General features: G+C 65.3%; 26 protein-coding genes. 11 read left to right on the top strand and 15 right to left on the bottom strand.

The genetic code is table 11. The features are described from left to right. Positions 1 to 97: 97 nt before the first annotated feature. Complete coding sequence (locus AXZ77_RS07155) at positions 98 to 1,192, bottom strand: PA0069 family radical SAM protein (protein WP_098410616.1); 1,095 nt, start codon at positions 1,190 to 1,192, stop codon at positions 98 to 100. A gap of 169 nt (positions 1,193 to 1,361) precedes the next feature. Here AXZ77_RS07155 and AXZ77_RS07150 point away from each other — a divergent pair, with 169 nt between their 5' ends. From AXZ77_RS07150 to AXZ77_RS07140, 4 genes are all read left to right on the top strand, one after another. After that, positions 1,362 to 2,063, top strand: a complete 702-nt coding sequence (locus AXZ77_RS07150) for a B12-binding domain-containing protein (RefSeq protein WP_078546707.1) — start codon at positions 1,362 to 1,364, stop codon at positions 2,061 to 2,063. A gap of 117 nt (positions 2,064 to 2,180) precedes the next feature. Next, positions 2,181 to 2,339 carry a hypothetical protein gene (locus AXZ77_RS19540; RefSeq protein WP_165756922.1) on the top strand — a complete coding sequence of 53 codons (159 nt, stop codon included), beginning with the start codon at positions 2,181 to 2,183 and terminating at the stop codon, positions 2,337 to 2,339. Next, positions 2,336 to 3,013, top strand: coding sequence for a DUF1638 domain-containing protein (locus AXZ77_RS07145; protein WP_098410615.1), 678 nt, complete (start codon positions 2,336 to 2,338; stop codon positions 3,011 to 3,013). Before AXZ77_RS19540 ends, AXZ77_RS07145 begins: the two co-directional genes overlap by 4 nt. Before the next feature lie 139 nt (positions 3,014 to 3,152). Beyond that, positions 3,153 to 4,631, top strand: coding sequence for a SulP family inorganic anion transporter (locus AXZ77_RS07140; protein WP_098410614.1), 1,479 nt, complete (start codon positions 3,153 to 3,155; stop codon positions 4,629 to 4,631). Between the two features lie 149 nt (positions 4,632 to 4,780). Here the strand turns inward: AXZ77_RS07140 and AXZ77_RS07135 are convergent, their stop codons facing one another. The 3 genes from AXZ77_RS07135 to AXZ77_RS07125 all read right to left on the bottom strand — a co-directional run bounded on the left by AXZ77_RS07135 (position 4,781) and on the right by AXZ77_RS07125 (position 6,898). Continuing rightward, positions 4,781 to 5,380: an HNH endonuclease gene (locus AXZ77_RS07135; protein WP_078539481.1), complete on the bottom strand. Its 600-nt coding sequence runs from the start codon at positions 5,378 to 5,380 to the stop codon at positions 4,781 to 4,783. A gap of 226 nt (positions 5,381 to 5,606) precedes the next feature. Continuing rightward, a complete protein-coding gene (locus tag AXZ77_RS07130) occupies positions 5,607 to 6,269 on the bottom strand; it encodes an alpha/beta hydrolase (protein WP_098410613.1) in 663 nt (220 codons plus the stop codon). Beyond that, on the bottom strand, positions 6,266 to 6,898 hold the full coding sequence (locus tag AXZ77_RS07125; RefSeq protein ID WP_098410612.1) for a DNA-3-methyladenine glycosylase: 633 nt from the start codon (positions 6,896 to 6,898) through the stop codon (positions 6,266 to 6,268). The genes AXZ77_RS07130 and AXZ77_RS07125 overlap by 4 nt, the downstream gene beginning before the upstream one ends. Positions 6,899 to 6,963: 65 nt before the next feature. On the opposite strand from AXZ77_RS07125, the gene AXZ77_RS07120 reads away from it, so the two are divergent. Continuing rightward, positions 6,964 to 8,187 carry an MFS transporter gene (locus tag AXZ77_RS07120; RefSeq protein ID WP_098410611.1) on the top strand — a complete coding sequence of 408 codons (1,224 nt, stop codon included), beginning with the start codon at positions 6,964 to 6,966 and terminating at the stop codon, positions 8,185 to 8,187. Between the two features lie 207 nt (positions 8,188 to 8,394). On the opposite strand, the gene AXZ77_RS07115 is transcribed toward AXZ77_RS07120, so the two are convergent. Then, entirely contained in the window at positions 8,395 to 8,895 is a 501-nt protein-coding gene (locus AXZ77_RS07115; protein ID WP_078519374.1) for an Lrp/AsnC family transcriptional regulator, read from the bottom strand. Between the two features lie 168 nt (positions 8,896 to 9,063). On the opposite strand from AXZ77_RS07115, the gene trxB reads away from it, so the two are divergent. From trxB to AXZ77_RS07100, 3 genes are read left to right on the top strand one after another with little or no spacing between them, the layout of a single operon-like run. Beyond that, on the top strand, positions 9,064 to 10,014 hold the full coding sequence (gene trxB, locus AXZ77_RS07110; RefSeq protein ID WP_098410610.1) for a thioredoxin-disulfide reductase: 951 nt from the start codon (positions 9,064 to 9,066) through the stop codon (positions 10,012 to 10,014). Further along, the gene (locus tag AXZ77_RS07105) at positions 10,011 to 10,490 is read left to right on the top strand and encodes an RES family NAD+ phosphorylase (protein ID WP_098410609.1); all 480 of its coding nucleotides are present in this window, start codon (positions 10,011 to 10,013) and stop codon (positions 10,488 to 10,490) included. Before trxB ends, AXZ77_RS07105 begins: the two co-directional genes overlap by 4 nt. Before the next feature lie 60 nt (positions 10,491 to 10,550). Continuing rightward, positions 10,551 to 11,096, top strand: a complete 546-nt coding sequence (locus AXZ77_RS07100; RefSeq protein ID WP_098410608.1) for a VOC family protein — start codon at positions 10,551 to 10,553, stop codon at positions 11,094 to 11,096. Positions 11,097 to 11,109: 13 nt separating this feature from the next. On the opposite strand, the gene AXZ77_RS07095 is transcribed toward AXZ77_RS07100, so the two are convergent. The 8 genes from AXZ77_RS07095 to AXZ77_RS07060 all read right to left on the bottom strand — a co-directional run bounded on the left by AXZ77_RS07095 (position 11,110) and on the right by AXZ77_RS07060 (position 18,663). Then, entirely contained in the window at positions 11,110 to 12,159 is a 1,050-nt protein-coding gene (locus AXZ77_RS07095; protein WP_098410607.1) for a low specificity L-threonine aldolase, read from the bottom strand. Beyond that, the gene (locus AXZ77_RS07090) at positions 12,156 to 12,605 is read right to left on the bottom strand and encodes a YcgN family cysteine cluster protein (RefSeq protein WP_075774736.1); all 450 of its coding nucleotides are present in this window, start codon (positions 12,603 to 12,605) and stop codon (positions 12,156 to 12,158) included. The genes AXZ77_RS07095 and AXZ77_RS07090 overlap by 4 nt, the downstream gene beginning before the upstream one ends. 217 nt (positions 12,606 to 12,822) lie before the next feature. Further along, a complete protein-coding gene (locus AXZ77_RS07085) occupies positions 12,823 to 13,761 on the bottom strand; it encodes a bifunctional riboflavin kinase/FAD synthetase (RefSeq protein ID WP_098410606.1) in 939 nt (312 codons plus the stop codon). Between the two features lie 29 nt (positions 13,762 to 13,790). Further along, complete coding sequence (locus AXZ77_RS07080) at positions 13,791 to 14,234, bottom strand: MaoC family dehydratase (RefSeq protein ID WP_075774735.1); 444 nt, start codon at positions 14,232 to 14,234, stop codon at positions 13,791 to 13,793. A gap of 141 nt (positions 14,235 to 14,375) precedes the next feature. Next, the gene (locus AXZ77_RS07075; RefSeq protein ID WP_098410605.1) at positions 14,376 to 15,254 is read right to left on the bottom strand and encodes a TIGR01459 family HAD-type hydrolase; all 879 of its coding nucleotides are present in this window, start codon (positions 15,252 to 15,254) and stop codon (positions 14,376 to 14,378) included. A 112-nt stretch (positions 15,255 to 15,366) separates the two neighbouring features. Then, a complete protein-coding gene (locus tag AXZ77_RS07070) occupies positions 15,367 to 16,218 on the bottom strand; it encodes a CpsD/CapB family tyrosine-protein kinase (RefSeq protein ID WP_098410604.1) in 852 nt (283 codons plus the stop codon). A 16-nt stretch (positions 16,219 to 16,234) separates the two neighbouring features. After that, the gene (locus AXZ77_RS07065; protein WP_098410603.1) at positions 16,235 to 17,743 is read right to left on the bottom strand and encodes a hypothetical protein; all 1,509 of its coding nucleotides are present in this window, start codon (positions 17,741 to 17,743) and stop codon (positions 16,235 to 16,237) included. Beyond that, positions 17,743 to 18,663 carry an ExeA family protein gene (locus tag AXZ77_RS07060; RefSeq protein ID WP_098410602.1) on the bottom strand — a complete coding sequence of 307 codons (921 nt, stop codon included), beginning with the start codon at positions 18,661 to 18,663 and terminating at the stop codon, positions 17,743 to 17,745. The genes AXZ77_RS07065 and AXZ77_RS07060 overlap by 1 nt, the downstream gene beginning before the upstream one ends. 249 nt (positions 18,664 to 18,912) lie before the next feature. On the opposite strand from AXZ77_RS07060, the gene AXZ77_RS07055 reads away from it, so the two are divergent. Together AXZ77_RS07055 and xrtD are read left to right on the top strand one after the other, a co-directional pair. Further along, complete coding sequence (locus AXZ77_RS07055) at positions 18,913 to 21,429, top strand: tetratricopeptide repeat protein (RefSeq protein ID WP_176535981.1); 2,517 nt, start codon at positions 18,913 to 18,915, stop codon at positions 21,427 to 21,429. Positions 21,430 to 21,509: 80 nt separating this feature from the next. Then, positions 21,510 to 23,090: a VPLPA-CTERM-specific exosortase XrtD gene (gene xrtD / locus AXZ77_RS07050; protein ID WP_098410600.1), complete on the top strand. Its 1,581-nt coding sequence runs from the start codon at positions 21,510 to 21,512 to the stop codon at positions 23,088 to 23,090. A gap of 6 nt (positions 23,091 to 23,096) precedes the next feature. Here the strand turns inward: xrtD and AXZ77_RS07045 are convergent, their stop codons facing one another. Both AXZ77_RS07045 and AXZ77_RS07040 read right to left on the bottom strand, forming a co-directional pair. Beyond that, positions 23,097 to 23,366 carry a hypothetical protein gene (locus AXZ77_RS07045; RefSeq protein WP_098410599.1) on the bottom strand — a complete coding sequence of 90 codons (270 nt, stop codon included), beginning with the start codon at positions 23,364 to 23,366 and terminating at the stop codon, positions 23,097 to 23,099. Positions 23,367 to 23,549: 183 nt separating this feature from the next. Beyond that, positions 23,550 to 24,746: a glycosyltransferase family 4 protein gene (locus AXZ77_RS07040; RefSeq protein WP_098410598.1), complete on the bottom strand. Its 1,197-nt coding sequence runs from the start codon at positions 24,744 to 24,746 to the stop codon at positions 23,550 to 23,552. 223 nt (positions 24,747 to 24,969) lie between these two features. On the opposite strand from AXZ77_RS07040, the gene AXZ77_RS07035 reads away from it, so the two are divergent. Beyond that, complete coding sequence (locus tag AXZ77_RS07035; RefSeq protein WP_255266432.1) at positions 24,970 to 25,659, top strand: metallophosphoesterase; 690 nt, start codon at positions 24,970 to 24,972, stop codon at positions 25,657 to 25,659. Positions 25,660 to 25,700: the final 41 nt, after the last annotated feature.

Here is a 25,700-nt window from a genome sequence, read left to right as displayed (position 1 = left end):
CTCGGCCTTGCGGCCTCACCCCGGGATATTTGAACCAAAACGAAGGAAGGGCCGGGTTTTTCCCGGCGGATGGAGCATGCGCGCGTCTCAGACGAGATCAGAACAGTTCGAGCTGATCGCCCGGCCGGGGCGGCACGCGGAACTGCGTCACGTCGAGATCGGGCAGATGACGCGAGAAACCCAGCCGCTTGCAACTCAGCTTGAACCGCTGCTGCAACAGTTCCGCCATCTCGCCCTCGCCCTTCATCCGCTCGCCAAAGCGCGGATCGTTGAGCTTACCGCCGCGCATGTCGCGGATCCGGCCCAGCACTTTCTCGACCTTGCCGGGGTGATGCCGCTCCATCCAGTCGGCGAAAAGCGGCGCCACCTCATGCGGCAGCCGCACCGGCATCATCGAAGCGGCCTTGGCCCCTGCCCTGCGCGCCTCGGTCAGGATCGCCTCCAGCTCGTGATCGGTGAGCCCCGGGATCATCGGCGCGGCCATAACGCGCACCGGGATACCGCCGCGCGAGAGTTCGCGGATCATGCGGATACGGGTCGGTGGGCTGGGCGCGCGCGGCTCCAGATCGCGGGCGAGTTTGGCGTCGAGCGTCGTGACCGACACGCCGACCTGCGCCAATCCGGCCTCGGCCATCGGCGCGAGGATGTCGATATCGCGCAGAATGGTCGAGCCACGGGTGACGATGGAGACCGGGTGGCGATAGGCCTGCAGCACCTCCAGCACGGCGCGCATGATCTCCATCTTGCGCTCGAGCGGCTGGTAGGGATCGGTATTCGTGCCGATGGCGAGCACGTTCGGGCGGTAGCTTTTCTTGCGCAGCTCGTCTTCGAGCACCTGCGGCGCCTCGGGGCGTGCAATCAGACGGGTCTCGAAATCCAGCCCCGCCGAGAGGCCGAGATAACCGTGGCTGGGCCGTGCGAAGCAGTAGATGCAGCCATGCTCGCAGCCGCGATAGGGGTTGAGCGAGCGCTCGAAGGGCACATCGGGCGACTGGTTGCGGGTGATGACGGAGCGGGGACGCTCCACCGAGACCTCGGTGCGCGTCAGGCGTTCCTCTTCGGGGATGTCCCAGCCGTCATGCTCGGGCGCGCGGGCGAAGGGCTCGAACCGGCCCACGGGTCGCGCCGCGGCACCGCGCGCGCGCAGACGCTCGGATGGGGTCGCGGGGGGAAGGTCGAATGGCAGACTCATGCCCGGAATTTAGAACGAAATGGGAACATTTGCCAAGTAGAGTCCCCACATCCGTCCGCCAACACCATGCGAGGTCGGACAAAACACCGCGCATGTCGCAAATCGCCAAGACTTGACGGGGCCACGGCCTCACCACAGGGTAACACCGGCTAGCAGGAGACTATTGGACATGGCCGAAGACGACGACGATATCATCCTCTCGGAACTCGACGACGACGAGCTCACCGCGCAGATGATGGATGACCTCTATGACGGTCTCAAGGAAGAGATCGAAGAGGCCACCCGGATCCTGCTCGATCGCGGCTGGACGCCGTATGACATTCTGACCAAGGCCCTCGTCGCGGGCATGACCATCGTGGGCAACGACTTCCGCGACGGTATCCTGTTCGTGCCGGAAGTGCTGCTGGCGGCAAATGCGATGAAGGGCGGCATGGCCATCCTCAAGCCGCTGCTGGTCGAGACCGGCGCGCCGCGCATGGGCAAGATGGTCATCGGGACGGTGAAGGGCGATATCCACGATATCGGCAAGAACCTCGTTGCGATGATGATGGAAGGCGCAGGTTTCGAGATCGTCGATCTGGGGATCAACAACCCGGTCGAGAACTACCTCGAAGCGATCGCCCGTGAAGAGGCCGACATCCTCGGCATGTCTGCGCTGCTGACCACCACGATGCCCTATATGAAGGTCGTGATCGACACGATGAAGGAACAGGGCATCCGCGACGATTACATCGTTCTGGTGGGCGGTGCGCCGCTCAACGAGGAATTCGGCAAGGCGATCGGCGCCGATGCCTATTGCCGCGACGCCGCCGTGGCGGTGGAAACGGCGAAGGATTTCATCGCTCGCAAGCACAACCAGATGAGCGCCTGATCGCCGATCGCGCGCGCATCTTGGCTGATATGTATGGAGAAGGCCCCGATTTTTTCATCGGGGCCTTTTCATGTGCGCTTCCCAGCCCCATACTTGGAGAGAAGGGGGAAACGCGAAATGCCGCTGCCACATTTTCTGCTGCTGATCCTGTTTGTGATCGTTCTGGCGGGCTTGACGATCTGGGCCTTTGCCGCATCGGGCGTGCCGATGGCGATGCTCGGGCTGATGGTTCTCGTCGCAGCAGGCGTTGCCCGGATGATGGCACGGGTGGAATGACCGCCCAGAAAGCTGCCTCGCTTCCCGGCGACACGACCTTATCCGAAAATGGCTTAGCTCCCGAGGGGTCGGGGCGTCTTCTGCTGATCGCCTGCGGGGCGCTGGCGCGGGAGATTCTCGCGCTCAAACGGATCAATGGCTGGGATCATATCGATCTGACCTGCCTGCCCGCCAATCTGCACCTATACCCCGAGAAGATCACCGCCGCCGTCGAAGAGGCGGTGCTGCGCTATCGCGACCAATATGACGATATCTTCATCGTCTATGCCGATTGCGGCACGGGCGGGCAATTGTTGGAAAAGTGCAAATCCCTAGGGGTCGAGATGGTCGAAGGCCCCCATTGTTATTCGTTTTTTGAAGGTAACGCGGCCTTTGCCGAGACCGCTGAGGACGAGATCACGGCCTTCTACCTCACCGATTTCCTCACCCGGCAGTTCGACGCTTTCGTCTGGAAGCCGATGGGCTTCGACCGTCACCCCGAGCTGATCCCGATGATGTTCGGCAATTACGACCGGCTGATCTATCAGGCCCAGACCGACGATCCCGCGCTCGACGCGAAGGCGCGTAACGCTGCGGAGCGGCTCGGCCTGCGCTATGAACGGCGTTTTACGGGCTATGGCGATCTGGCCACCAGTCTCGCGAAATTTGCCGCGAAATCGGGCAATCCGGCTTAATCCTCTTTGAATTTTTCTTAAAACCCGACCTGCGGGGCTTGGCATCGCTACGTCACCCGGGTATTGGCTTCGCCAAATCTCACATCCCTCCGGCCCGCCCCTCCCCGGTCGCGGGCCTTTCTAATTGCAGGACAACCGTATGACCTTGTCGCAATGGCGCAGCCAGTGGACTGGCAACTACCGCGCTGACATTCTTTCCGGTCTCGTGGTGGCGCTCGCGCTGATCCCCGAGGCCATCGCTTTCTCCATCATCGCAGGCGTGGACCCGAAAGTGGGCCTCTACGCCTCCTTCATGATCGCCACGATCACCGCTTTCTTCGGTGGCCGCCCGGGTATGATCTCGGCCGCGACCGCCGCGACCGCCGTGCTGATGGGCACGCTGGTGCGCAGCTACGGGCTCGATTACCTGCTGGCCGCGACGGTGCTGGCGGGCGTGCTTCAGGTGATTGCCGGGGCGCTGAACCTCGGGACCGTGATGCGCTTCGTTTCGAAATCGGTGATGACAGGCTTCGTGAACGCGCTCGCCATCCTGATCTTCATGGCGCAATGGCCCGAGCTGAACCCGGCCAATGTCCCGGTGGTGGCGACCTATGCGCTGGTGGCACTTGGCCTTGCGATCATCTACCTGCTGCCGCGCTTCTTCCGCGCCATTCCCTCGCCGCTGATCGCGATCCTCGTGCTCAGCGCGATCTCGATGGGGCTGGGGCTCGACGACGTGCACACCGTGGCCGATATGGGCGCCCTGCCCGATCAGCTGCCCTCGCTCCTGATCCCGAACGTGCCGTTCACCTTCGAGACGCTGCAGATCATCCTGCCCTATTCGGTGGGCGTGGCGGTCGTCGGTCTTCTGGAGAGCCTGATGACGCAGAACATCGTCGACGAAATGACCGACACGCGTTCGGACCGTCGTCAGGAATGCTTCGGTCAGGGCATCGCCAATTTCTGCACCGGTTTCATCGGGGGCATGGCGGGCTGCGCGATGATCGGCCAGTCGGTGATCAACGTGACCTCGGGCGGCCGTACGCGCCTGTCGACCCTGACCGCGGGGATCGCGCTTCTGATCTTCTGCGTGGTGCTGGGCGAATGGGTGGGCCGCATCCCGATGCCCGCGCTGGTGGCGATCATGATCATGGTGTCGATCGGCACGTTCAGCTGGGCCTCGCTGGGACAGCTGCGCACCATGCCAATGTCGTCCAACGTGGTGATGCTGGCCACCGTCGCCTTCGTCGTCGCCACCCATAACCTCGCGATCGGGGTGCTGGTGGGCGTGCTGCTCTCGGGGATCTTCTTCGCAGGCAAGATCGCGCGGATGACCGAGATCACCTCGCGCTACAACGAGGCGCATCACCTGCGGACCTATTACATCAAGGGCCAGATCTTCTTCGCGACCGTGGAAGAGTTCAACCGCGCCTTCGACTTCCAGGAGAAGCTCGACCGCGTGGTGATCGACCTGACCCACGCCCATATCTGGGACATCTCTTCGGTCTCGGCGCTGGACCGGGCGGTGGGCAAGTTCCGGATGTCCGGCACGGATGTGAAGGTCGTGGGCATGAACCACGCGACCGAGACGATCATCGACAAGCTGTCGAATGGCGGTCAGGTCGCGGCGGGGCACTGACGCGCTCGGAGGGGGCTCTGCCCCCCCGTCGCCGGAGGGCGACAATCAACCAAGCCAGAGGGGGCTCTGCCCCCGCTTGCTGCGCAAGCCCCCCGGGATATTTTCACCAATACGAAGACGGGCGTGCCGGATGCGGCGCGCCCTTTTTCTTAGGCTTCCAGCTCGGTGTCCCAATAAAGGAAGTCCATCCAGCTTTCATGCAGATAGCCCGGCGGGAAGCGACGCCCGATGCGCAGCATATCCTCGGGCTGGGGCTGGCGCGCGGGCTTGAGAAGATGCATCCCCGAGCGCTCCAGCGGCTTGTTGGCCTTGCGCAGGTTGCACGGCGCGCAGGCGGCCACGACATTCTCCCAGCTGGTGATTCCACCGCGCGAGCGCGGGATCACATGATCGAAGGTCAGATCGCCCCGCTTGCCGCAATACTGGCACTTGAATTCGTCCCTCAGAAAAAGATTGAAGCGCGTGAAAGCCACGCGCTTCTGGGGTCGGACATATTCTTTGAGGACGACGACGGAGGGGATTTTGAAGGCCTGCCTCTGGCTGCGCACCACCTCTTCGTATTCGGCGAGGATCGTCACCCTGTCGAGGAAGACCGCTTTTATCGCCTCCTGCCAAGGCCATAGCGAGAGCGGGTAATAGGAGAGCGGCCGGAAATCGGCGTTGAGCACCAGCGCCGGGTGCTGTCTCAGCGCCGCCGGTTCGCGGGTGAATTGCGTTCTAAAATCGGTCCTGTCGCACTCGTCCAGCATGGGTGACTCCGTCCTCGCCCTGTCGCCTGCCTCGGCTCAGGGGCGGGGTCCGCCCCTGCCTTATCCATGACTATATATGGCGTTCACAATCTGGCAAGCCTCTTGATGTCGCGATTGCTGCCATGCGGCATAGCTAGCAAACCGCCATGACAGAGAAATGACGGCTTGGGACGGAGACTGGAGCGAAGCGGCGCGGCAGTGCGGCATGACTGCCGCGCGGTGCCGATCAGCCGGGCAGCTTGTCTTGCAGGAAGGACAGCGCCACCGACAGCCCGTCGGGCGCGATGCCGTGGCCGGTGCCCTTCATCACATGGGCATAGGTGTCGAACCCCGCCGAGACCAGCGCATCGCCTGCCTTGCCCATATCGGCGAAGGGCACGACCGGGTCCTGATCGCCATGGATCAGCAGAACCGGCGGCTTCGAGATCGCCTCGTTGCCCAAGGCTTCCGGGCGCAGAAGGCGGCCCGAGAAGGCCACCAGCCCGGCGACAGGCTCGGCCCGACGCGGCAGCACTTCGAGCGCGGTCATCGTGCCTTGCGAGAAGCCGATCACGGCGAGCTGCGCGGGCGTCAGCCCCTGCTCTTCCAGCACGGAATCGAGGAAGGCATCCACGTCGGCCGCAGCGTCCTTGAGACCTTGGGCGGATTCCGCTTCGCTGGAATTGTCGATCCAGGGAATCGGGAACCATTGCCGGCCATAAGGCGCCGCGCGGCAGGGCTCGGGCGCGTCGGGCGCGAGGAACAGCGTGTCGGGCATGTGCTGGCCCAGCGGATCGGCGAGGCCCAGCAGGTCCGCCCCGTCCGCGCCATAGCCATGCAGAAACACCACGGCGGATTTCACCGTTCCCGATTGCGGCTCTCTGCGTCCGACTTCCAGCTTGCGGGTCATGGGGCAACTCCTTCACGATCTTTACAGGCCGCGTAATAGGCCCAGAGGCCGCGCGCCGCAACCGCGCGCCACGGCGACCAGGCTGCCGATAGCTCATTGAATTGCTTGCGCTTGGGCCGCTCGGGCAAATCGAACAGGAGCCGCGCCCCCTCGGCCAGCGCCAGATCATCGACCGCGAAGACATCGGCGCGACCCAGAGCGAAGATGAGATACATCTCCACCGTCCAGCGCCCGATGCCGGGGATCGGCAGGAGCTGCGCGACCACCTCCTCGTCGGGCATGGCGCGCAGACCCTCGAAATCGACGCCGGAATTGGAGAGCGCCTGCAGGTAGCGCACCTTCTGGCGCGAGAGGCCACAGGCGCGCAGGTCCTCTTCCGAGGCGGCCGCGATGGAGACCGGATCGCCATAGCCCGCGCCGATCACCTTGCCCCGGATCGAGTTGGCGGCGGCGACCGAGACCTGCTGCCCGATGATCGCGTCGCGCAGCGCCTCGAACCCGTCCTCGCGGCGGCGCAGAGGCCACGGCCCCGTCAGCGCGCAAACCTCGGCAAAACGCGGCTCTGTGCGGCAGAGAAATTCGGTGCCTTCAGCGATATCGTCTTCGCAGGTAATGATACGTCCAACCATGCGCGACACCCTGCCTCATGCCGCGCCCGCTTGCCAGCCCCCAATCGCCACGCTAGCAAGCTGTCATGAGTGACATGACCGCCCCACCCGCCTCTCGCGAAAAGCGCAATACGATCGTGCTGGTTCTGGCCCAGGCGCTTCTGGGCGCGCAGATGCCGATGATCTTCACGGTGGGCGGCCTTGCGGGCCAGATGCTCTCGCCCAATCCCTGCCTCGCGACGCTGCCCCTGTCGCTGATCATTCTGGGCTCGGTCCTCTCGGCGCAGCCGATGTCGGAATTCATGGCCGCGAAAGGCCGCCGCGCGGGCTTCATCCTCGCCAATGCGATGGGGGCGCTGGGGGCTGCGATTGCGGCCTACGCGCTCTATCACGGGTCGTTTGCGCTGTTCATGCTGGGCTCGTTCTTCACCGGCACCTATATGTCGGCGCAGGGGTTCTACCGGTTCGCGGCGACCGATACCGCCAGCGCGGAGTTCCAGCCCAAGGCGATCTCCTATGTGATGGCGGGCGGGCTTGTCGCCGCGATCATCGGCCCGCAGCTGGTGAAGGTCACGAGCGAGGCGATGGTCGTGCCCTTCATGGCGACATATCTCGCGATCATCGCGATCAATGCGCTCGGGCCGATCCTGTTCTCCTTCCTCGACATCCCGGCTCCGGGGCGGCGCAAGAAGCACGAGCATCACGAGGGCCGCACCCGGCGCGAGTTGCTGAAAGACCCGGTGATCCTCGTCGCGATGATCTGCGGTATGGTCTCCTACGCGCTGATGAACCTCGTGATGACCTCGACGCCGCTCGCTGTGGTCGGCTGCGGGTTCGAGCAGGGCGACGCGGCCAATATCGTCTCGGCCCACGTGCTGGCGATGTATCTGCCGAGCTTCTTCACCGGCCACCTGATCGCGCGCTTCGGCAAAGAGGTGATCGTGGGCACCGGCCTCGTGATTCTCGCGGCCTCCGGCGCGGTGGCGCTGACCGGGGTCGATCTGGACCAGTTCTACATCGCCCTGATGCTGCTGGGGCTGGGCTGGAACTTCGGCTTCATCGGCTCGACGGCGATGCTCGCCTCGGCCCATAGCCCGAATGAGCGCGGCCATGTGCAGGGGATGAACGATTTCGTGGTCTTCGGCGGCGTTTTCCTCGCCTCGCTCTCCTCGGGCGGGCTGATGAACTGCGCCGAGGGCGGCAATGCCCAAGCGGGCTGGCAGGCGGTCAATCTCGCGATGATCCCCTTCCTGACGCTGGCCGGGGCGGCGCTGATCTGGCTGATGCTGCGCCCGAAAGAGACGCGCTGAGGGGGCGCTGCTCCCCTCGCCAGAGGCGAAAAATATCAAAAAAGGAGGGGGGCGCTGCCCCCGGCCTGCGGCCTCCCCCGGGATATTTCTCAAGAGCGAAGCGGCCACGCGCCCCTTCGGCTTGGCGAAAATATCCCGGGGCGGGAATTCGCGACAGCGAAGGGAGGGGCGGCGCCCCTCCGACAACGGTTCAATTCAGAGTAAGGCTCAGGCCAGCTTGGCGATGCGCTCTTCGAGCACGTCGAAGGGCACCCCCGGCTCGTCCTTGGCGCAGCGGATCACCAGCGAGGTCTTCACGCTGGCGACATTTTCGGCGGCGGTGAGCTGGCCGGTCAGGAAGCTCTGGAAGCTCGAGAGGTCCGGCGCCACGCATTTCAGTACGAAATCGATCTCGCCATTGAGCATGTGGCACTCGCGCACCAGCGGCCATTCGCGGCAGCGCGACTCGAAGTTCGACAGATCCGCTTCGGCCTGGCTGTGCAGGCGCACCATCGCGAAGACCTGCACTTCGAAACCCAGCTCGCGCGGGTTCACATCGGCATGGTAGCCACGGATGTAGCCCGCCTCTTCGAGCGTGCGCACGCGGCGCAGGCAGGGCGGAGCCGAAATGCCCACACGCTTGGCCAGTTCGACATTCGTCATCCGCCCGTCCGCCTGCAGTTCAGCGAGGATTTTACGGTCGATGTCGTCGAGCCGGGAGGTGGGCATGTTGAAACAATCCTTCGTGGGTTGCGGCAGAACTTACCGCTGGAAGAGAGGATGCGCAATAATATTTCGCGGACCGCTCCGCAAGTGCTATTTGTCGCGGAAAGCGGGGGCTTTTCGGCGGGCCTCGCTCCGACTATATCCGTCGGGCAGATTTCCAAGGAGGCGGGCATGTCCGAGACGAAGAAAACCAAGGTTCTGATCATCGGCTCCGGCCCTGCGGGCTACACGGCGGCGGTCTACGCGTCGCGTGCGATGCTCGAGCCGGTTCTGGTGCAAGGCATGCAGCCGGGCGGCCAGCTGACCATCACCACCGAGGTCGAGAACTGGCCCGGCGAGAGCGAGATTCAGGGCCCTGACCTGATGGTGAAGATGGAAGAGCATGCCCGCGCGATGGGCACCGAGATCATCATGGACATGATCACCGAGCTCGACACGGCGAAGCGCCCCTTCGTCGCGAAAGGCGATTCGGGCACGACCTACGAGGCAGCAGCAGTGATCCTCGCCACCGGGGCGCAGGCGAAATGGCTGGGTCTTCCCTCGGAAGAGAAGTTCAAGGGCTTCGGCGTCTCGGCCTGCGCGACCTGTGACGGGTTCTTCTATCGCGGCAAGGAAGTCGTGGTGATCGGCGGCGGCAACACCGCCGTGGAAGAGGCGCTGTTCCTGACCAATTTCGCCTCCAAGGTGACGCTGATTCACCGCCGCGACACGCTGCGCTCGGAGAAGATCCTGCAGGATCGCCTGTTCAAGAACCCCAAGATCGAGGTGGAGTGGAATCACACGGTCGAGGAAATTCTCGGCGACGAAAACCCGCTCGGCGTGACCGGTGTGCGGGTAAAATCCACCGCCGATGGGTCGGAGAAAGTCATCCCCTGCGACGGGTTCTTCGTGGCGATCGGGCACGCGCCCTCGTCCGAACTCGTGAAGGACAGCCTGAAGATGCAATCGGGCGGCTATGTCTGGGTGGAGCCGGGCTCGACCCGCACCTCGCAGCCGGGCATCTTCGCTGCCGGTGACCTGACCGATCACACCTATCGTCAGGCCGTCACCTCGGCGGGGATGGGCTGCATGGCTGCGCTCGACGCCGAGAAATTCCTCGCCGAGCAGGGCGAAGCCGAGTGATCCCTTTCCACGGCACGGTCTGGCGGATCCTCTCTGCCGACCGCGCCGACGAGGCTTGCGAACCGGCCCGCCATCCGGAGGGCCGGTTTCATCATTCCGGGCAGGTAGCCCTTTACGCCTCACTGAGTGCCGAAGGGGCTGCCGTCGCGCTGCGGCGCTATGTGCGGGCGGGCGATCCGTCGCGGCTGATCGTGCCGCTGGAGATCACGGCGCAGGCGATGGACGACCTGCGCGGCACAGCCGATCAGGCGCAGGCCTCGGTGGTCTGGCAGGATGACCGGGCAAGCGGCGCGCCGTCGCCCACATGGCGCCTCTCGGATCGGTCGCGGGCGCGCGGCGCGCAGGGGCTGATCTACGCCTCGCGCTCACGCCCCGACCTGAGCCATCTTGTGCTGTTCGAGGTCTCGCCGTCGACTGTGCGGCAAGCCGGGCCTGCGCAACCGTGGCACCCGCCCTACCCCATCCCGTCTGCGTGAGGCGTCATTGCACCGTCGCGCGGCTCCTCTAGGGTGAAGTCCATCAGGAGGAGGCCGCTCATGCGCTGGCGCGGGGTCAATCACGTCGAATTCTCGGTGCTCGACTATGACAGGTCGATCGGCTTCTACGATGCGATGTTCGGATGGCTTGGATATAAGAGCTTCTGGACGCTCGATATCGGCTATCGCTCCACCTATTACATGGCGCGTTTCCCGATGCCGCATTCCTATATCGGCATCCAGCCTGCGCACTCGGGCGAAAAGCTGGATCACGAGGCGCGGGCGGTGGGCATCCATCACATCGCGCTCTGGGCGAAATCGCGGGCCGAGGTGGATGCGTTTCACCGCGACTTCCTGATCCCGCGCGGGCTGTCGGTGACGGACGCCCCGCAGGAATATCCCGTTTATGCGCCGGGATATTACGCGGTGTTCTTCGACGATCCGATCAACGGCATTCACTGGGAACTGGCGCATATCCCGCGCATTCCCGGCCTTGGTGCGATCCGCAGGTTCCGCGCGGCCTTGAGAGCCGCGCAAAAGGCGCATCCCGAATGGGACGGCCCGCCCGAGAAGATCGCGTTTCGCGACCTGCCCGGGCGGCGCTGATCTTCGGCGCTGATTACGCCAGATGGCCAAGGAAGGCGTCGATTTCCTCGGGCGTCGTAGCCCAGGAACAGACCAGTCGCGCGGCCAGAAGCTCGTCCTCGGGACCTTCCAGCGACTGGTCGAACGGCCAGAGGTAGTAATAGGCCCCCGCCGCATTCGCGCGCTTGTGCGCCCCGCGCGGCAGGGCGGCGAAGACCGCGTTGGCCTGCGTCGGGTGGATCAGTTTCGCGCCCTCGATCTGGCCGATGCCTTCCGAGAGTTTGCGTGCCATTTCATTGGCATGGCGCGCGGTCTTCAACCACAGATCATCGGCCAGATAGGCCTGCATCTGGGCCGCGAGGAAGCGGTGTTTCGAGAAGAGATGGCCGCCGCGCTTGCGGCGCAGCTCGAATTCCCAGGCGCGTTTGGGATCGAAGATCACCACCGCTTCGACGCCCATGCAGCCATTCTTGGTGCCGCCGAAGCTGAGCACGTCGACGCCCGCCTTCCAGGTCATCTCCGCCGGGGTGCAGCCCGCCGAGACGAGCGCATTGGCGAAGCGCGCGCCGTCCATATGCACGGGCAGATGGAAGCGGCGGGCGACATCGCTCAGGGCTTTCACCTCCTCGGGCGAATAGACCGCGCCCGCCTCGGTCGAGTTGGTGATCGAGACCATGCCGCGCTGCACGTTATGGATGCCGCCGCGCCCGGTATGCGCGATGGTCCGCGCAAGCGCGTCGGGGTCCATCTTCGCGTCCGGCCCGTCGACCAGAACCAGCTTCGAGCCGCCGGTGTAGAATTCGGGCGCGCCGCATTCGTCTTCCTCGATATGGGCGTTGCGATGGCAGAAGATCGCGCCCCAGGGCTGGGTCAGCACCGCGCAGGAGAGCGCATTGGCCGCCGTGCCGGTCGCAACCAGATAGACGCGCGCCTCGGGCGCCTCGAAAATCTCACGGATCTTCGCCTGCACGCCTTCGGTGATCGGGTCGTCGCCATAGGAATGCACATGCCCCTCATTCGCGGCCATGAGGCCCTCGAGAATGGCGGGATGGGCGCCGGAAGTGTTGTCGGAGGCAAAATTCATGAGAGATCCTCGATCGTGTATTCGTCCCACTCGTCTTCGGGCACTTCGAATTCGGGCACGGTCCAGCCGCGCACGCTTTCCCCGGCCTCGTGGACCGTCTCGCGCGAGCCCGAGATCAGGTAGTGCCAGTCATGCAGCGGCTTGTCTTCGAAGCGCAGCCGGTAGGCGCAGGTCGCGGGCATCCAATAGGCGATCTTGTGGATCGTCTTGGGGCTGAGCGTGACGCATTCAGGGACGAACTGGTGGCGAATGTCATATTGCGTGCAGCTGCAGCTCTCGCCATCGAGCAGCCGGCAGGCGACGCGGGTGAAGACGACCTCGCCCGTATCCTCGTATTCGAGCTTGTTCAGGCAGCATTTGCCGCAGCCATCACACAGCGCCTCCCATTCGGGGGCGGTGAGCTTTTTCAGCGGCAGTTTCCAGAACTCGGGGCGCAGTTTGGTCATGCGGCGGAAAATGGGGCAGCGGCGGGGAAATGGAAAGGGCAGATCGGCGGATCGTGAGCGGATCTGCGATTTGGGCATGGCGGGACGGGCTGCGCCCGACCTCGGGTGGGCGTCCGCGCGTTCGGTGGTCTGCGGTTTATGGTCCCGTCACCGAACGACGTCGATGCGCGCGCTGGTGGCGAAAAGCGCCCTCCCGGGGGGAGGTCGGGCGCGGCCCTCAGCGCTCCGCCAAGATCTCCCGCGCGCGGACGCAATCGGCATCCATCTGCGCGACCAGCGCCTCTACGCCGTCGAACTTCATCTCGGGGCGCAGGAATTCGACCAGCGCGACCGAGACATGCTCGTCGTAGAGGTCGCCTTTGAAATCGAAGACGAAGGTTTCGAGGTTCGGGGTATTCTCGCCGAACATCGGGCGCACGCCGAGGCTCGCAGCCCCGGTATAGCTGCCCTTATGAGGCCCGGTCAGCACGTCGAACTTCACCGCATAGACGCCGAGCTTGGGCAGATGCAGCCCGGCCATCGACATATTCGCGGTCGGATAGCCCAGATCGCGTCCACGCTTGTCGCCATGCAGCACCGCGCCCTCGATCCGGTGCAGGTGGCCCAGCATCGCGGCGGCATCCTCGGGGCGGCCTTCGGCCAGCGCGGTGCGGATCGCAGTCGAAGACGCCTCAACCCCCTCGACATGCAGAAGCGGTGCGACGGTGACCTCGAAGCCGTATTTCGCGCCGAGCTCCGTCAGCATGGCCGTGTCGCCCTCGCGCCCCTTGCCGAAGCGGAAATCGCCGCCCACTGCGACATGGGTCACGCCCAGACCTTCGGCGAGCACTTCGCGGGCGAAGGCGTCGGCGCTCATATCGGCCAGTTCTTCGTTGAAGGGCAGCTCATAGAGCCGCTCGACCCCGAGCTTGGCGAGCCGGTTGGCGCGCGCCTCGGGGTTCATCAGCCGGAACGGCGGCAGGGTCTTGCCTGCCCGGGCTGCGAAGAATTCGCGGGGATGGGGCTCGAAGGTGATGACGCCCAGCGGCGCATCTTTCCCACGTGCCTGATCGATCACCGATTGATGGCCAAGATGGATGCCGTCGAAATTGCCCATCGCGACGGAGGCCCCGCGCGCGGATTTCTCCAGCGATTTCCAAGTGGTCAAGCGTTTCATCCACCCCGCCCTCCGGCGAGGTCGCCGGGTCAGTCGAACTTGCGCGAGGGCGCCAGAACCAGCGCCTCGCCTTTCACGACCACCGTATCGCCCACCGCGCAATGGGTTTCAAGCGTGACACGGCGACGCGAATGGTCGATCGCCGTCACCTTCACCTCGGCATAGACCACATCGCCGGGGCGCACGGGGGCCATGAATTTGAGCGACTGGCCCAGATAGACCGTGCCGTGACCGGGAAGCTGTTCGCCGATCACCGCCGAGATCAGCCCCGCGGTCAGCATGCCATGCGCGATTCGACCCTCGAAAATGGTGTCTTGCGCATAGGCATCGTCCAGATGGACAGGGTTATGGTCGGTGGAGACCTCCGCGAACATCTCGATGTCGCGGTCGGTGACCTCCTTGCGGAGGTAGCGCACCATGCCGATTTCCAGATCTTCGATGCAGATCGTGCCACGGGGCAGGTTGTCGAGCATATCCATAGGTCCCAGCCGGAAGTTTATGTTGCACTGCGGCATAGCACATGCGGCAGAGCACAGGCAAGATGCCTGCGCAACTTTTTTACCCTACCGCGACAAAAGGCGCAACAAAGTTACCGCCCGAATTTTGCACCCCGCTCAGGTCAGCTGGCCCATCGTGTAGAGCGGGTCGCGCTGACGCGCCTCCAGCCAGGTGCGCAGCAATTCGGGATCGGGGTTCTGCGGATCGGCCCCGAACTGATCATGCGCCAGACCGCTGGAGATGAAGAGGCAATCGATCCCCTCCCCCACAGCGCCGGCCACATCGGTATTGATCCCGTCGCCGATGGCGAGGATGCGCGCATCCTCCGCGCCGCCCAGACGGCTCAGTTTGCGCCGCGCAAGATCGTAGATCGGCGGATGGGGTTTGCCGAAATACATCGCCTCGCCGCCCATTTCCTCATAGAGCGCCGCCAGCGCGCCCGCGCAGTAGATGCGCTTGTCGCCCAGATCGACGACAATATCGGGGTTCGCGCAGAGCATCGGCAACTCGCGCATCTTCGCGAGCAGGAACTTCGGGCGGTAATCCTCGGGGACCTCGTTCACCTCGTCGAAGGGACCGGTGCAGACGATGCCCTCGGCCTCGTCGAAATCGACGCGGGTGATCTCGGCCTGCCCTTGCCATTCCTCGGGCACCTCGGTGAAGAATCCGTCATCCTTGGACGGGCCCAGATGCCAGACCTTCTTGCCCACGGCGCCCGCGAACATCGCATCCTGCGCGGCATCGCCGGAGGAGACGACGAGGTCATAGGCGTCACGCGGACAGCCCAGCCGATCGAGCGACTCCATCACGAATTTCGCGGGCCGCGGGGCGTTGGTCAGAAGCACGACCTTGCCGCCTTTCGCACGAAACGCCTGCAGCGCCTCGACCGCCGCGGGAAACGCCTTAACCCCGTTATGCAGGCAGCCCCAGAGGTCGCAAAACAGCGCGTCATAGGGGGCGGAAATCTCGGACAGCGAAGAGATGATGCGGGTCATGGCGGCCTTTCGTCAGCAGGGTTTGGCGCGGTCGAAGCCCCCGCAGGCGGGGGCCGCGCGCTTACCGAAGCTATATGGCACGGGCGTGACCGAAGGCAAAGCGGCTGGCCGCTCAGTCCTCCTCCGTCGCGGCCCCGTAGCCGTAGCCATAGGCGTAGCCATATTCGGGGGCGGCGAAGCGGAATTTGTTGACCACCACGCCCATCACATTGGTGCGCTCGGCCAGTTCGCGCTCGCAGATATCGATTTCCTGAATCGTGGTCTCTTCGGTCGCGGCGATGATCAGCACGCAATCGACATGGGCGGCGAGCGAGAGCGTATCGTCGCTGACCAGCACTGGCGCGGTGTCGAAGATCATCAGGTCGGGGGCGTAGATCGTCTCGATCCGCTCCAGCGCCTCAGCCGCGCGGCGCGACTGGATCAGTTCGGCCGGGGTCTCCACCGGTTTGCTATTCGCGCCAATCGCAAGGTTGCCGCCCAGCCGCAACGCGTGATCGGCAAATTCGGCCGTCCCGCCCAGCACCTCCGAGATTTGCGGCCCGCGCGGCGCGTCGAGCAGCTTCAACAGCGAGGGCTTGCGGAAATCGGCCTCGATGAGCAGCGTGTGCCGCTCTTGCTGCCGTGCGAGGCTCAGCGCGAGATTGAGCGCGACGGTCGATTTCCCGCAACCCGCCGAGGGCGAGGTGATCGCCAGCCGCCGCCAGCCATTGGCCCGCATCTGCTGCACGATCTTGGTGCGCATCAGGTCGATCGGGGCGCTCTCGGCGCTGCCATCGGGGCTGACGATGCGCTTGCCGCGCAGCCGCCCCAAATTCGGGGCGATCGGCGTCAGCGCCTGCCACGCACCCGCCGTGATACCGTCGCTGCCGGGGGCGACCTGCGCCCGGACCGAAGGCTCGGAGGCAGCGCGGCCCGTGCGGGCGGCCCGGGCCTTGGCAATCGCGTCTCGCAATCTTTCCGCCATCTCTCGCCTCCTTGCCTCAGAACAGCCGGTCGAGCGGCATGTAGAACGCGCCGAACAGCACCACGACCGCGACGAAAGCCGCACCGACCATGGAGCCGGAGACCAGCATCTTGCGGCGACGGCGGCGCGCGTCTTCGGGCGTGCTCAGATATGGCAGCGTCGCGAAAGCCGAGATCCCCAGATGGCGCTGCAGGTCTTCGGGGCGGCGGATTCCGGTGCTGAGCAATTCCTTGAGTGCGACCGCCACGAGGCCGAGAAACAGCCCCGCGCCGACGCCTGCCAGCGCCAGCGTCTTGCGATTGGGTTTCACCGGCTCGCCCGGCGCGACCGCCTGATCGATCACGGTCAGCTTCTCGCCCTTGGCCAGCGACTCGATCGTATCGCCGGTCTCGGCCACGGCGCGCGCTTTCACGGCGCTGTCGTACTGATCGGCGAGATTGTCGTGATCGCGGCGCAGCGCCTCGAGCGCCGATGCGTTGGCGGGCACTTTCGCAATCGCCTCGCGGAGTTGCGCGATTTTCAGATCGGCGGCATCGCCTGCGGCCTGCGCGACGAAAAGCGTATCGGTCAATTCGCGCAGACGGCTCTCGAAGGCGGAGTTGGCTTTCGGCAGCGGCAGCGCCACCTGCTGCGACAATTCCTGAATCTGCGCGCCCAGCGCCGCGAGCCGTGCGTCATCGGCGGGCAGTAGCGGTTTGAGCGCGTCGCGCTGCGCCTCGAGCCGGGACAATTCGCGCGCCGCGGGCGGATAGATCGCGTCGCGGTCGACCACACGTCCCGCCGCTTCGCGCAGCCGCACCAGCCGGTCGATCTCCGTCTCGGTCTCGTTCACATGCGCGAGCCGGGTCTCCGCGCCCGCCTGCACAGCGGCGAGACGGTCGCGCAGCAGCGGCAATTCCTCGGGCAGCGCGTCGCCGTTCTCCTGCCTGAACTGCAACATCGCGCTGGAGGATTTCGCCAGTTCGCCTTCCAGCCGATCCACCTCGCGCGAGAAGAAATCGAGCGTGTCGCGCGCGGCCTTTGTGCGGATGTCGCTGTCTTCCTTGAGGATGCGCGTCACCAGCTCATTCGCGACCCGCGCGGCGCGCGCCGGGGCGCCAGCGCGGAAAGACACCGTCATGAAGGTCGCGTCTTTCGGGGCGGAGCGCGACTTGCTCTGCTCGGAGATATCAATCTCGACCGAGTTCTGCAGCGCCTCGAAAACCGCATCGGCATCGCGCGCGCCGGACTCGGTGCGCAGGTCAGGGAAAAGCGCCATTCGCCGCGCCATGTCGAGCAGGCTCTCGCGCGAGAGCACCCGTTTGCGGATCACCTGCAGCTTGGCATTCGTGTCGGTGCGCACGGTCGAGGCCGCGAGACCGTCGGGGATGCGATCGCCCTCGACGACGAGAAGCGCCTTGGCCTCGTAGATCGGCGTGATCATCCGCCCCGCCGCCAGACCGACAAGCGCACCCAGCAACACCGCCAGCAAGAGCCAGTGGATCCGCCGGGCAAACAGGGCAGTATAGAAGCGGAGTTCCCGCATCAGCGCCCTCCCCTGTGGAGGAAGGCGGGCGCGGCCTCGGCGGTCACTGCAGTGTCAGGTGCGGGCGCGATCACGCGCGGCTTGGCGCGCTGGGTCTCGACCGGCAGATAGAAGACGTTATCCTCGATCACCCTGTCGATGATCTCTCCGGTGACGATCTCCGCACGCGCCGAATAGGCATAGACCATGCCCAGATCGGCCAGCTGGTTCATCAGCCGCGGAAGGCCGCCGCAATGGGCATGCAGTTTCTGCGCGGCCTCGGGAGTGAAGATCTCGCGTGTCGCGCCTGCGACCTGCAGGCGATGGGCGATATAGGGCTGCGCGCAATCGGCGGGCATCGGCCCGAGATGGAAGCCGGAAGACACACGCTGCGCGAATTGGCGCAGCTCGGGCCGTGCGATCAGGTCGCGAAGTTCCGGCTGCCCCATCAGGATCAGCTGCACCAGCTCGTCCTTGTCGGCGTTGATATTTGTGATCATGCGCAGCTCTTCGAGCACGCCCGCATCGAGGTTCTGCGCCTCGTCGATCACCACCACAACGCGCCGCCCGGCGGCATATTCCTGGATCAGAAGCTGCTGGAACCGGTCGTAGATCAGGACGTAATCCTCGCCCGCCTCCACCCGCTGGCCGAGCGACAGCATGATCCAGCGGATCACGTCATCGCGCGAGCCGCGCGCATTCGACACCAGCGCGATCGTCACATCCTCGGAGATCGTCGCCATCAGGTGACGCAGCAGCGTCGTCTTGCCCGCCCCCACCTCGCCGGTGATCAGCGTGATCGGCGCGCGCGAGAACAGCCCGTATTCGAGCATCGTGGCCGCGTGCTTATGCTCTGGAGACCAGAACAGGAAATCGGGATCGGGCAGCAACGAAAAAGGACGTTCTGCCAACCCGAAGAATTCGGTGTAGATTTCGTTCATGCCTGTACCGGGCCTTTGGCCTCTGGGATTTCTTTGCGCCAGTAAGCGGCATCTCCCCGATTCACGCAAGAATTCGTGAGGAATTCGCGAGTGGCTGAGGCCAAACTGTCGCAAAAACGCGTCTATTCCTAGGAAAACTGGCTATTTAGACAGGGGGGCGCCGTTCAAATCTCTTTATAGATGACGTTGGAGCAGCTAGCCTTTCTGCCAAGCGCCAGTCAGAGCGCAGTAGCAGAGCAGGCAAGACAGATGCCCCGATACCAGTATGCGCGCGCGAGTTTTTTCGCGCTTTGCGCGGCGCTCGCATTGAGCGGTTGCAAGAGTGACGCAGACAAGGCCGAAGCCCATTACCAATCGGCCGAGACCCTTCTGGCCGAGGGCGATCCCGTCCGCGCGATGGTCGAGCTGCGCAACGTCTTCGAATATGACGGCACCCATAAGGCCGCGCGGCGCGCCTATGCCGATCTGCTGCTGGCGCAGGGACGGTTGCAGGAAGCCTTCAGCCAATATCTGCGTCTGCTCGAACAATATCCCGAGACGGTCGAGGTGCATCGCATCCTTGCGGAGCTGTCGCTGCGCACAGGCAACCTGCCGCGCGCGCAAAAGCAGGTCGACGCGGTACTCGAACTCGCGCCCGACGATCCCGGCGCGCAGGCGGTGCAGCTCGCTCTCGATCTGCGGCAGGCGAGCCTGTCGCGCGACACGGCCCGTCAGTCCGAGATCGCGGCGCAGGCCAAGGCGCTGACCAAGGCGCATCCCGAAATCCCGACCGGCTGGCATGTGCTGATCGACGCGCGCAACGCCCAGGGCGACGACGCCGCGACGCTGGCCGCGCTCGATGCGGCGCTGGCCCGCGATCCGGCGCAATACCGGTTGCAGGTGCTCAAGCTGGAGCTGATCTCGAAGCGTGGAGAGAACGCAGAGATCGGCGCGCAGCTCGAAGTGATGCAGGGGCTGTTCCCCGAAGACCCGAAAACCCGCACCGCGCTCATCGCGTGGTATGTGCTGCGCGACGATCCGGCGGGGGCGGCGCGTTTCCTGCGCAAGCTTGCGACCGATCGCGAGCAGCAGACGGGCGGCTATCTGGAACTCGTGCGTTTTCTGGCCCGCGCGAAAGGCGCCGAGGCCGCGCGGGCGGAACTCGACTCGCTGATCGCGCAGTCGAAGGGCGCGGCGAATGAGGCGATCTTCACCGCGATGCGGGCCGATCTGGATTTTCAGGCCGGAGACCGAGCGGCGGCTTTGACGCGGATGCAGGCACTGATCGAGAGCCATCCCGACAGCGAGGAGATGCGACAGCTGCGCTCTGCTTACGCCCGGATGCTCGACCATGACGGGCAGCGCGATAAGGCGAAAACCGAGATCGCGGCGATCCTGAAGACCGATCCGACCAACGTCCCGGCCCTGCAGCAGCGCGCGGCGTGGCGGATCGAGGAAGATCGCCTCGATCTGGCGATCACCGATCTGCGCAGCGCGCTGCAGCAGGCCCCCGACAACCCGCAGACCCTGACCCTGCTGGGCGAGGCCGACCTGCGAGAAGGCGCGCCCGATCTGGCGATGGGACGCTTCAGCCAAGCCTATGATGCGGCGGGGCGCGCTGCGCCCGAGGCGATCCGCTATGTCGATTTCCTCTTCGCGCATGACCGCGCCAGCGCCGCGCGGACGGTTCTGGCCGAGGCCGTGGCGGTCACCCCCAACAGCCCCGGACTGCTCAAGCGGCAGGCCGATCTGGCGCTGGCCGATCGCGACTGGATGCTCGCCCATCGCATCGCAGACCAGCTCGACACATCTTCAGCCCCGGGCACGGAGGCGCTGGCGCAGTCGATCCGCGCCGCGATCCTGATGGGGCGCGGCCGCAGCGAGAGCGCGATCGAGACGCTGAAAACCCTGGTGCAGACGCCCGGGACCGGCGAAGACGGCGTCACCACGGCCCCTGCGGTCTCGGCGGCGGCGGTCTCGGCCGTGGTGCAGGCGCAACTGGCCTCCGGCCGGGGCGGCGAGGCGCGCGCCTATCTGGAGGCGCAACTGGCCCAGCAGCCCGACAATCGCGGCTTGCGGCTGCTGGAGGCGAACCTCTGCGCGATTCAGGGCGACACCGACCGGGCCGAGACCGGGCTGCGCACTCTGATGTATGAAGACCCGGCCGATCCGCGCCCGGCCCGCCAGCTCTATCGCCTGCTCGCGGCCCAAGGGCGTGAAGGCGACGCGCTTGCGGTGATCCAGACCGCGCTGGAAAAGGCCCCGCAGGCCGATCCGCTGCTGCTGCTCTACCGGGCGCGCTCGGAAGAGAAATCGGGCCGGTTCGACGCGGCGATCGCGACCTATGACGATCTCTACACCCGCGACAGTGGCGATCTGATCGTGGCGAATAACCTCGCGAGCCTGCTGAGCACCCATCGCGACGACCGGCCCAGCCTCGAGCGTGCGGCGCAGATCGCGAAACGCTTCCGCGAGCGGCCCGAACCCGCCTTCAAGGATACCTATGGCTGGGCGGAATATCGGCTGGGCAATTACGGGGCCGCGCGCCCCCTGCTCGCCGCTGCCGCCGCCGGGCTGCCGGAGAACGCGCTCGCGCAATATCACTACGCCGCCGTGCTGATCGCGCTGGAAGAGACCGATCTGGCCGAAGCCGCCCTGCGCGACGCGCTGCGTCTTGCCGGTGAGCCTTTGCCGCCCGCGATGCGAGGCGCGCAGGCGCAGCTTGCGGCGCTGACCGGAGAGGGCTCGTCGGGCAACACCCCGCGTCCGGCCCCGGCCCAACGCTGATTTTGTCTTTGGATCAAAGCTCTCGCAGGGTAAGCTCATGTTAAGCGCCGCGTCAGACGGCCTATGAGCGAGCAGTCGAGATGATCACCACGAGCCCCCCTCTGCGCGAGGTGCGTGCCCTGCCATGGGGGACGCTCGGCCTGCTGACGCTGGCCGTCCTCTCCTATCCGTTCTTCGCATTGGGGCTCGCGAGCCTCGGGGCCGCATGGTCCACGCCGGAATACAGCCATGGGTCGCTGATCCCACTGATTTCGCTCTATCTATTCGCGCGCGAATTGCATCGCGCACCGCTCACGCTGGAGGCCCGGCCGCAGCGCTGGCAAGGCGTCGCGGTGATCGCACTCGCCCTCGCCCTCGCCGTTTTCGGCACCCGCGCGCAGATCGCCGATTTCGTGACCTATGCGCTGATCGTCTGGATGATGGGCGCGGTGCTGCTGAGCATGGGCTGGCAGGCGGGAAAACGCCACTGGAAGCCGGTGCTGCATCTGATCTTCATGCTGCCGCTGCCGCAAATCCTCTACTGGAAACTCACCATCGCCCTTCAGCTCGTCTCATCGGAGCTGGGCGTGATGCTGGTGCGCGCCGCGGACATCCCGGTGCATCTGAGCGGCAATGTGATCGACCTCGGCGTCTACAAGCTGCAGGTGGCCGATGCCTGTTCGGGGCTGCGCTATCTCTTCCCGATCCTCAGCTTTTCCTACCTGTTCGGCATCCTCTATCGCGGGCCGTTCTGGCACAAAGCGGTGCTGTTCGTGATGGCCGCGCCGCTGACGGTTCTGCTGAATTCGCTGCGCATCGGCATGGTCGCGATCCTTGTTGACGCTTACGGCATCGAGCAGGCCGAGGGCTTTCTGCATGTCTTCGAGGGCTGGGTGATCTTCGGCGCGGCGATCGCGATCCTCAGCCTTACCGCAATCGGGCTGCAGCGGCTGGTGGCCGAGCCGAAACCGCTCGCCGAGGCGCTCGACCTCGATTATCGCCGTTTCGCGCCGGAAGCGCGTCGCTTGCGCAACCTCGCGCCGTCGCGCGATCTCGGGCTGGCGGTCATCCTGACGGGGGTCGCGCTGGCGCTTTGGTCGGGCCTGCCGCAGATGACGACGCTCCCGCCAGAGCGCGCGCCGCTGTCGTCCTTCCCGACGCAGATCGATGGCTGGCAGGGCACGCGCCGCCCGCTGGAGCCAGCCACTGAAGCCGTGCTGGCAGCGAGCGATTACCTCAACGCGGTCTATGCCGATCCCTCTAAGGACGCACCGGTGAACCTGTTTGTCGCGTGGTATGCCGATCAGAGCCAAGGCGACGGCATCCATTCTCCCGAGGTCTGCCTGCCGGTCGGCGGCTGGGAGGTCAGCGCCTTCCGCCCGCATCGCATCGCCCTGCCCCACCGCGCGCCCTTCGAGGTCAACCGCGCGATCATCACCAAGGGGCTCAACCGGCAACTGGTCTATTACTGGTTCGACGGGCGTGGCCGCGCGATGACGAGCGACTGGCGCGCGAAACTGTCGGTGATCGTGGACGGGATCACGCGCGGCCGGACCGATGGCGCGCTGGTGCGCTATGTCACGCCCATCCGCCGCGACGAGGATATCCGCGCAGCCGACCGGCGGCTTACGCGCTTCATCGGGCAGTCGCTGCCCCGGCTGAGCGCCTCGATTCCGGATTGAGCGGGCTTACGAGCCCAGCGCGACGCTCCCGCCCCAGCAGCCCGGGATCGGATTGCGGGTATCGAAGACAAGCGGGCAGGTTTCCACGGCTTTGATCGCACGATCGACGCGCGCATCGGCCATCGCGGGCGTCAGCCCGATCGCGAGCGCATGGGCCACCGGATCGTAGAGCGCGCGGCCCGTCAGATCACCGGTCGCTTGAGGCGCGGTTTCGCGCAGATCACCCGCGAAGGCAGAGCTGGCCACACCGGTCACAACCAGTGCGGTAAACGCCACCGCCGATGTCCTCCAATGCGCCATATAAGGTCCACGTCGAATGCTTAACGATATAGGGCGAACCGTCTCCCTGTCCGCCCCTTGAGTTTGTGGCGCAAATGGGGCGGCGCGCAACTGGAATCTTGGCGAAACTTGAGCAAAAAGAACGATTTATAAGAAACAATTCCGCTCAATCAACAGGCTTTATTTCCCCAGCTTGGAGAATATCCGATCATAGGCCGCAAGGAGCTGTCGGGCCGAGAAATCCCAGGACAGCGCATCGAGCACCCGCGCCCGGCCCAGCCGCCCCATCGAACGCGCGCGTTCGGGCGCCTCGATCAGCGCCGCAATCCGGGCGGCGAAGTCCTTCGGGTCATTGGCGCGGGCATAGAGCGCGGCCTCCCCCGCAGAGGCCCGCCCTTCGGTCAGTTCGAACTGCACCAAGGGCTTCTCGAGCGTCATGTATTCCATGACCTTGTTCATGGTGGAGATGTCGTTCATCGCGTTTTTCGGATCGGGCGCGACGCCGATATCGATCGCATTCATCGCCGCCAGCATGTCCTCGCCGTAGAGCGGGCCGGTGAAGGTGAAGTAGTCGCTCAGGCCCCGCGCCGCGACGTCGGCCTCCACGTTAGGCAGTTCGGGACCGAAGCCCACGATCACCACATGCAGATCGGTGTGGCCGAGCTTGCGCACCAGATGCTCGACCGCCTGCACCAGAAGGTCCATCCCCTCCTGCTGCCCGATCACGCCGATATAGCCGAGCACCGTCTTCGCGCCCTTGCGATAGGTGGGATCGCCGGGTCCGGGCAGGAAGGTCTCGACGCGCGGGGCGGAGCGGACCACGAAGACATCCTCGGGCGCCATGCCGCCGCGGGTGATCGCGATTTTGCGGAAGCTCTCATTCGTGGCCATCGACACCGAGGCGCTGGCGAAGGTGATCCGCTCCCAGATGCGCATCACGGCCCACAGGAGCCCCTTCTTGCCGAACTTGGCCTCGAACAGCTCGGGGCAGACGTCGTGATGGTCGAACATGTAGCGCACGCCCGACAGCCGATAGCGCCATGCCAGAAGCCAGATCAGGTCGGGCGGGTTGCAGCCCTGGATCACGTCGAAGCCGCGCTCGCGCTTCACCTGTTTCGCCAGCCGGAACCACGCCTTGATCGCATGCCAATATTCGCGCGCATAGGCCACCGCGCCGGAATGGGCTTCGGGCGGTGCGGGGTGGCGGTAGATATGGATGCCCTCGATTTCCTCATAGGCCGCGTCCCAGCCGCGCCCCATCGGACAGATCACCGAGACCTCGTAGCCCGCCGCGCGCAATGTCGTGGCCTCCAGCCAGACCCTGCGATCCAGCGGCACCGGCAGGTTCTCCACCACGATCAGAATGCGTCTCGCCATGCCCCTCAAGACCCGCCCTTGCCACGGGGGCGGTTTGCCGCCCATTTTTAAGTGAGCCCCTTTCGCTCACGTCTTACGACGGTTATGTCCCAGCCACGCGTTGGTTTCCACCCCGCATAACTCCGGATTTCCCCATATGTTGCGCTCTCTACTCTCCCGTCTCAAACCAGAGACCGCTCCCTCGGCACCCAATGGCCTGCCCCGTCCGGAGGCGCCGATCTGCGTGATCGGGGACCTTCACGGCCGCGCCGATCTCTTGGGCAAGATGTTCGAGCGGATCGGGCAGGAACCGCAAGGCGCAAAGGCCCGGATCATTACGCTGGGCGACATGATCGACCGCGGCCCGAATTCGGCGCGGGTTCTGGCGACGCTGCATGCCGCGCAGCTTGCCAATCCCTCGCGGATGATCTGCCTGATGGGCAATCACGAGCGGATGATGCTCGACTTCCTGCTGTCGCCCGATGCGCGCACCGCCGGCTGGCTGCGCGTGGGCGGATTGCAGACGTTGCAGAGCTACGGCATCGCGCCGCCCGATCCGCGCGAGACGGACCCGGAGGTGCTGGACGCGCTGCGCATGGACCTCGCCCGTGCTCTGGGGCCGGACCTGCTGGCATGGCTCGATGCCCGCCCCGCGATGTGGCGCGAGGGGCGCTTCGCCGCGACCCATGCGGGGGCCGATCCCTATCACCCGATGGAACGCCAAAGCCGCGATGCGCTGCTTTGGGGCCATCCCCGGTTCGGGCAGATGACCCGGCGCGACGGGGTCTGGATCGCCTTCGGTCATTGGGTCGTAGACCAACCGGTCGCCGATCAGGGCCGCATCGCGGTCGATACCGGCGCCTATGAGACCGGGCTCCTGAGCGCGGCGTGGCTCGACAAGGGCGGGCTGCGCTTCCTGCAAGTCGAAGGCTGAAAGACGATGGGCGCCCCCCGAAGGGAGCGCCCGTTGGCAGG

This window comes from Thioclava sp. ES.031, assembly GCF_002563775.1.
In the GTDB taxonomy this organism is placed as follows: Bacteria; Pseudomonadota; Alphaproteobacteria; order Rhodobacterales; family Rhodobacteraceae; genus Thioclava.
The sequence above is the reverse complement of the archived record's forward strand: the minus strand, read 5'-3'. Positions and strand labels throughout refer to the sequence as shown.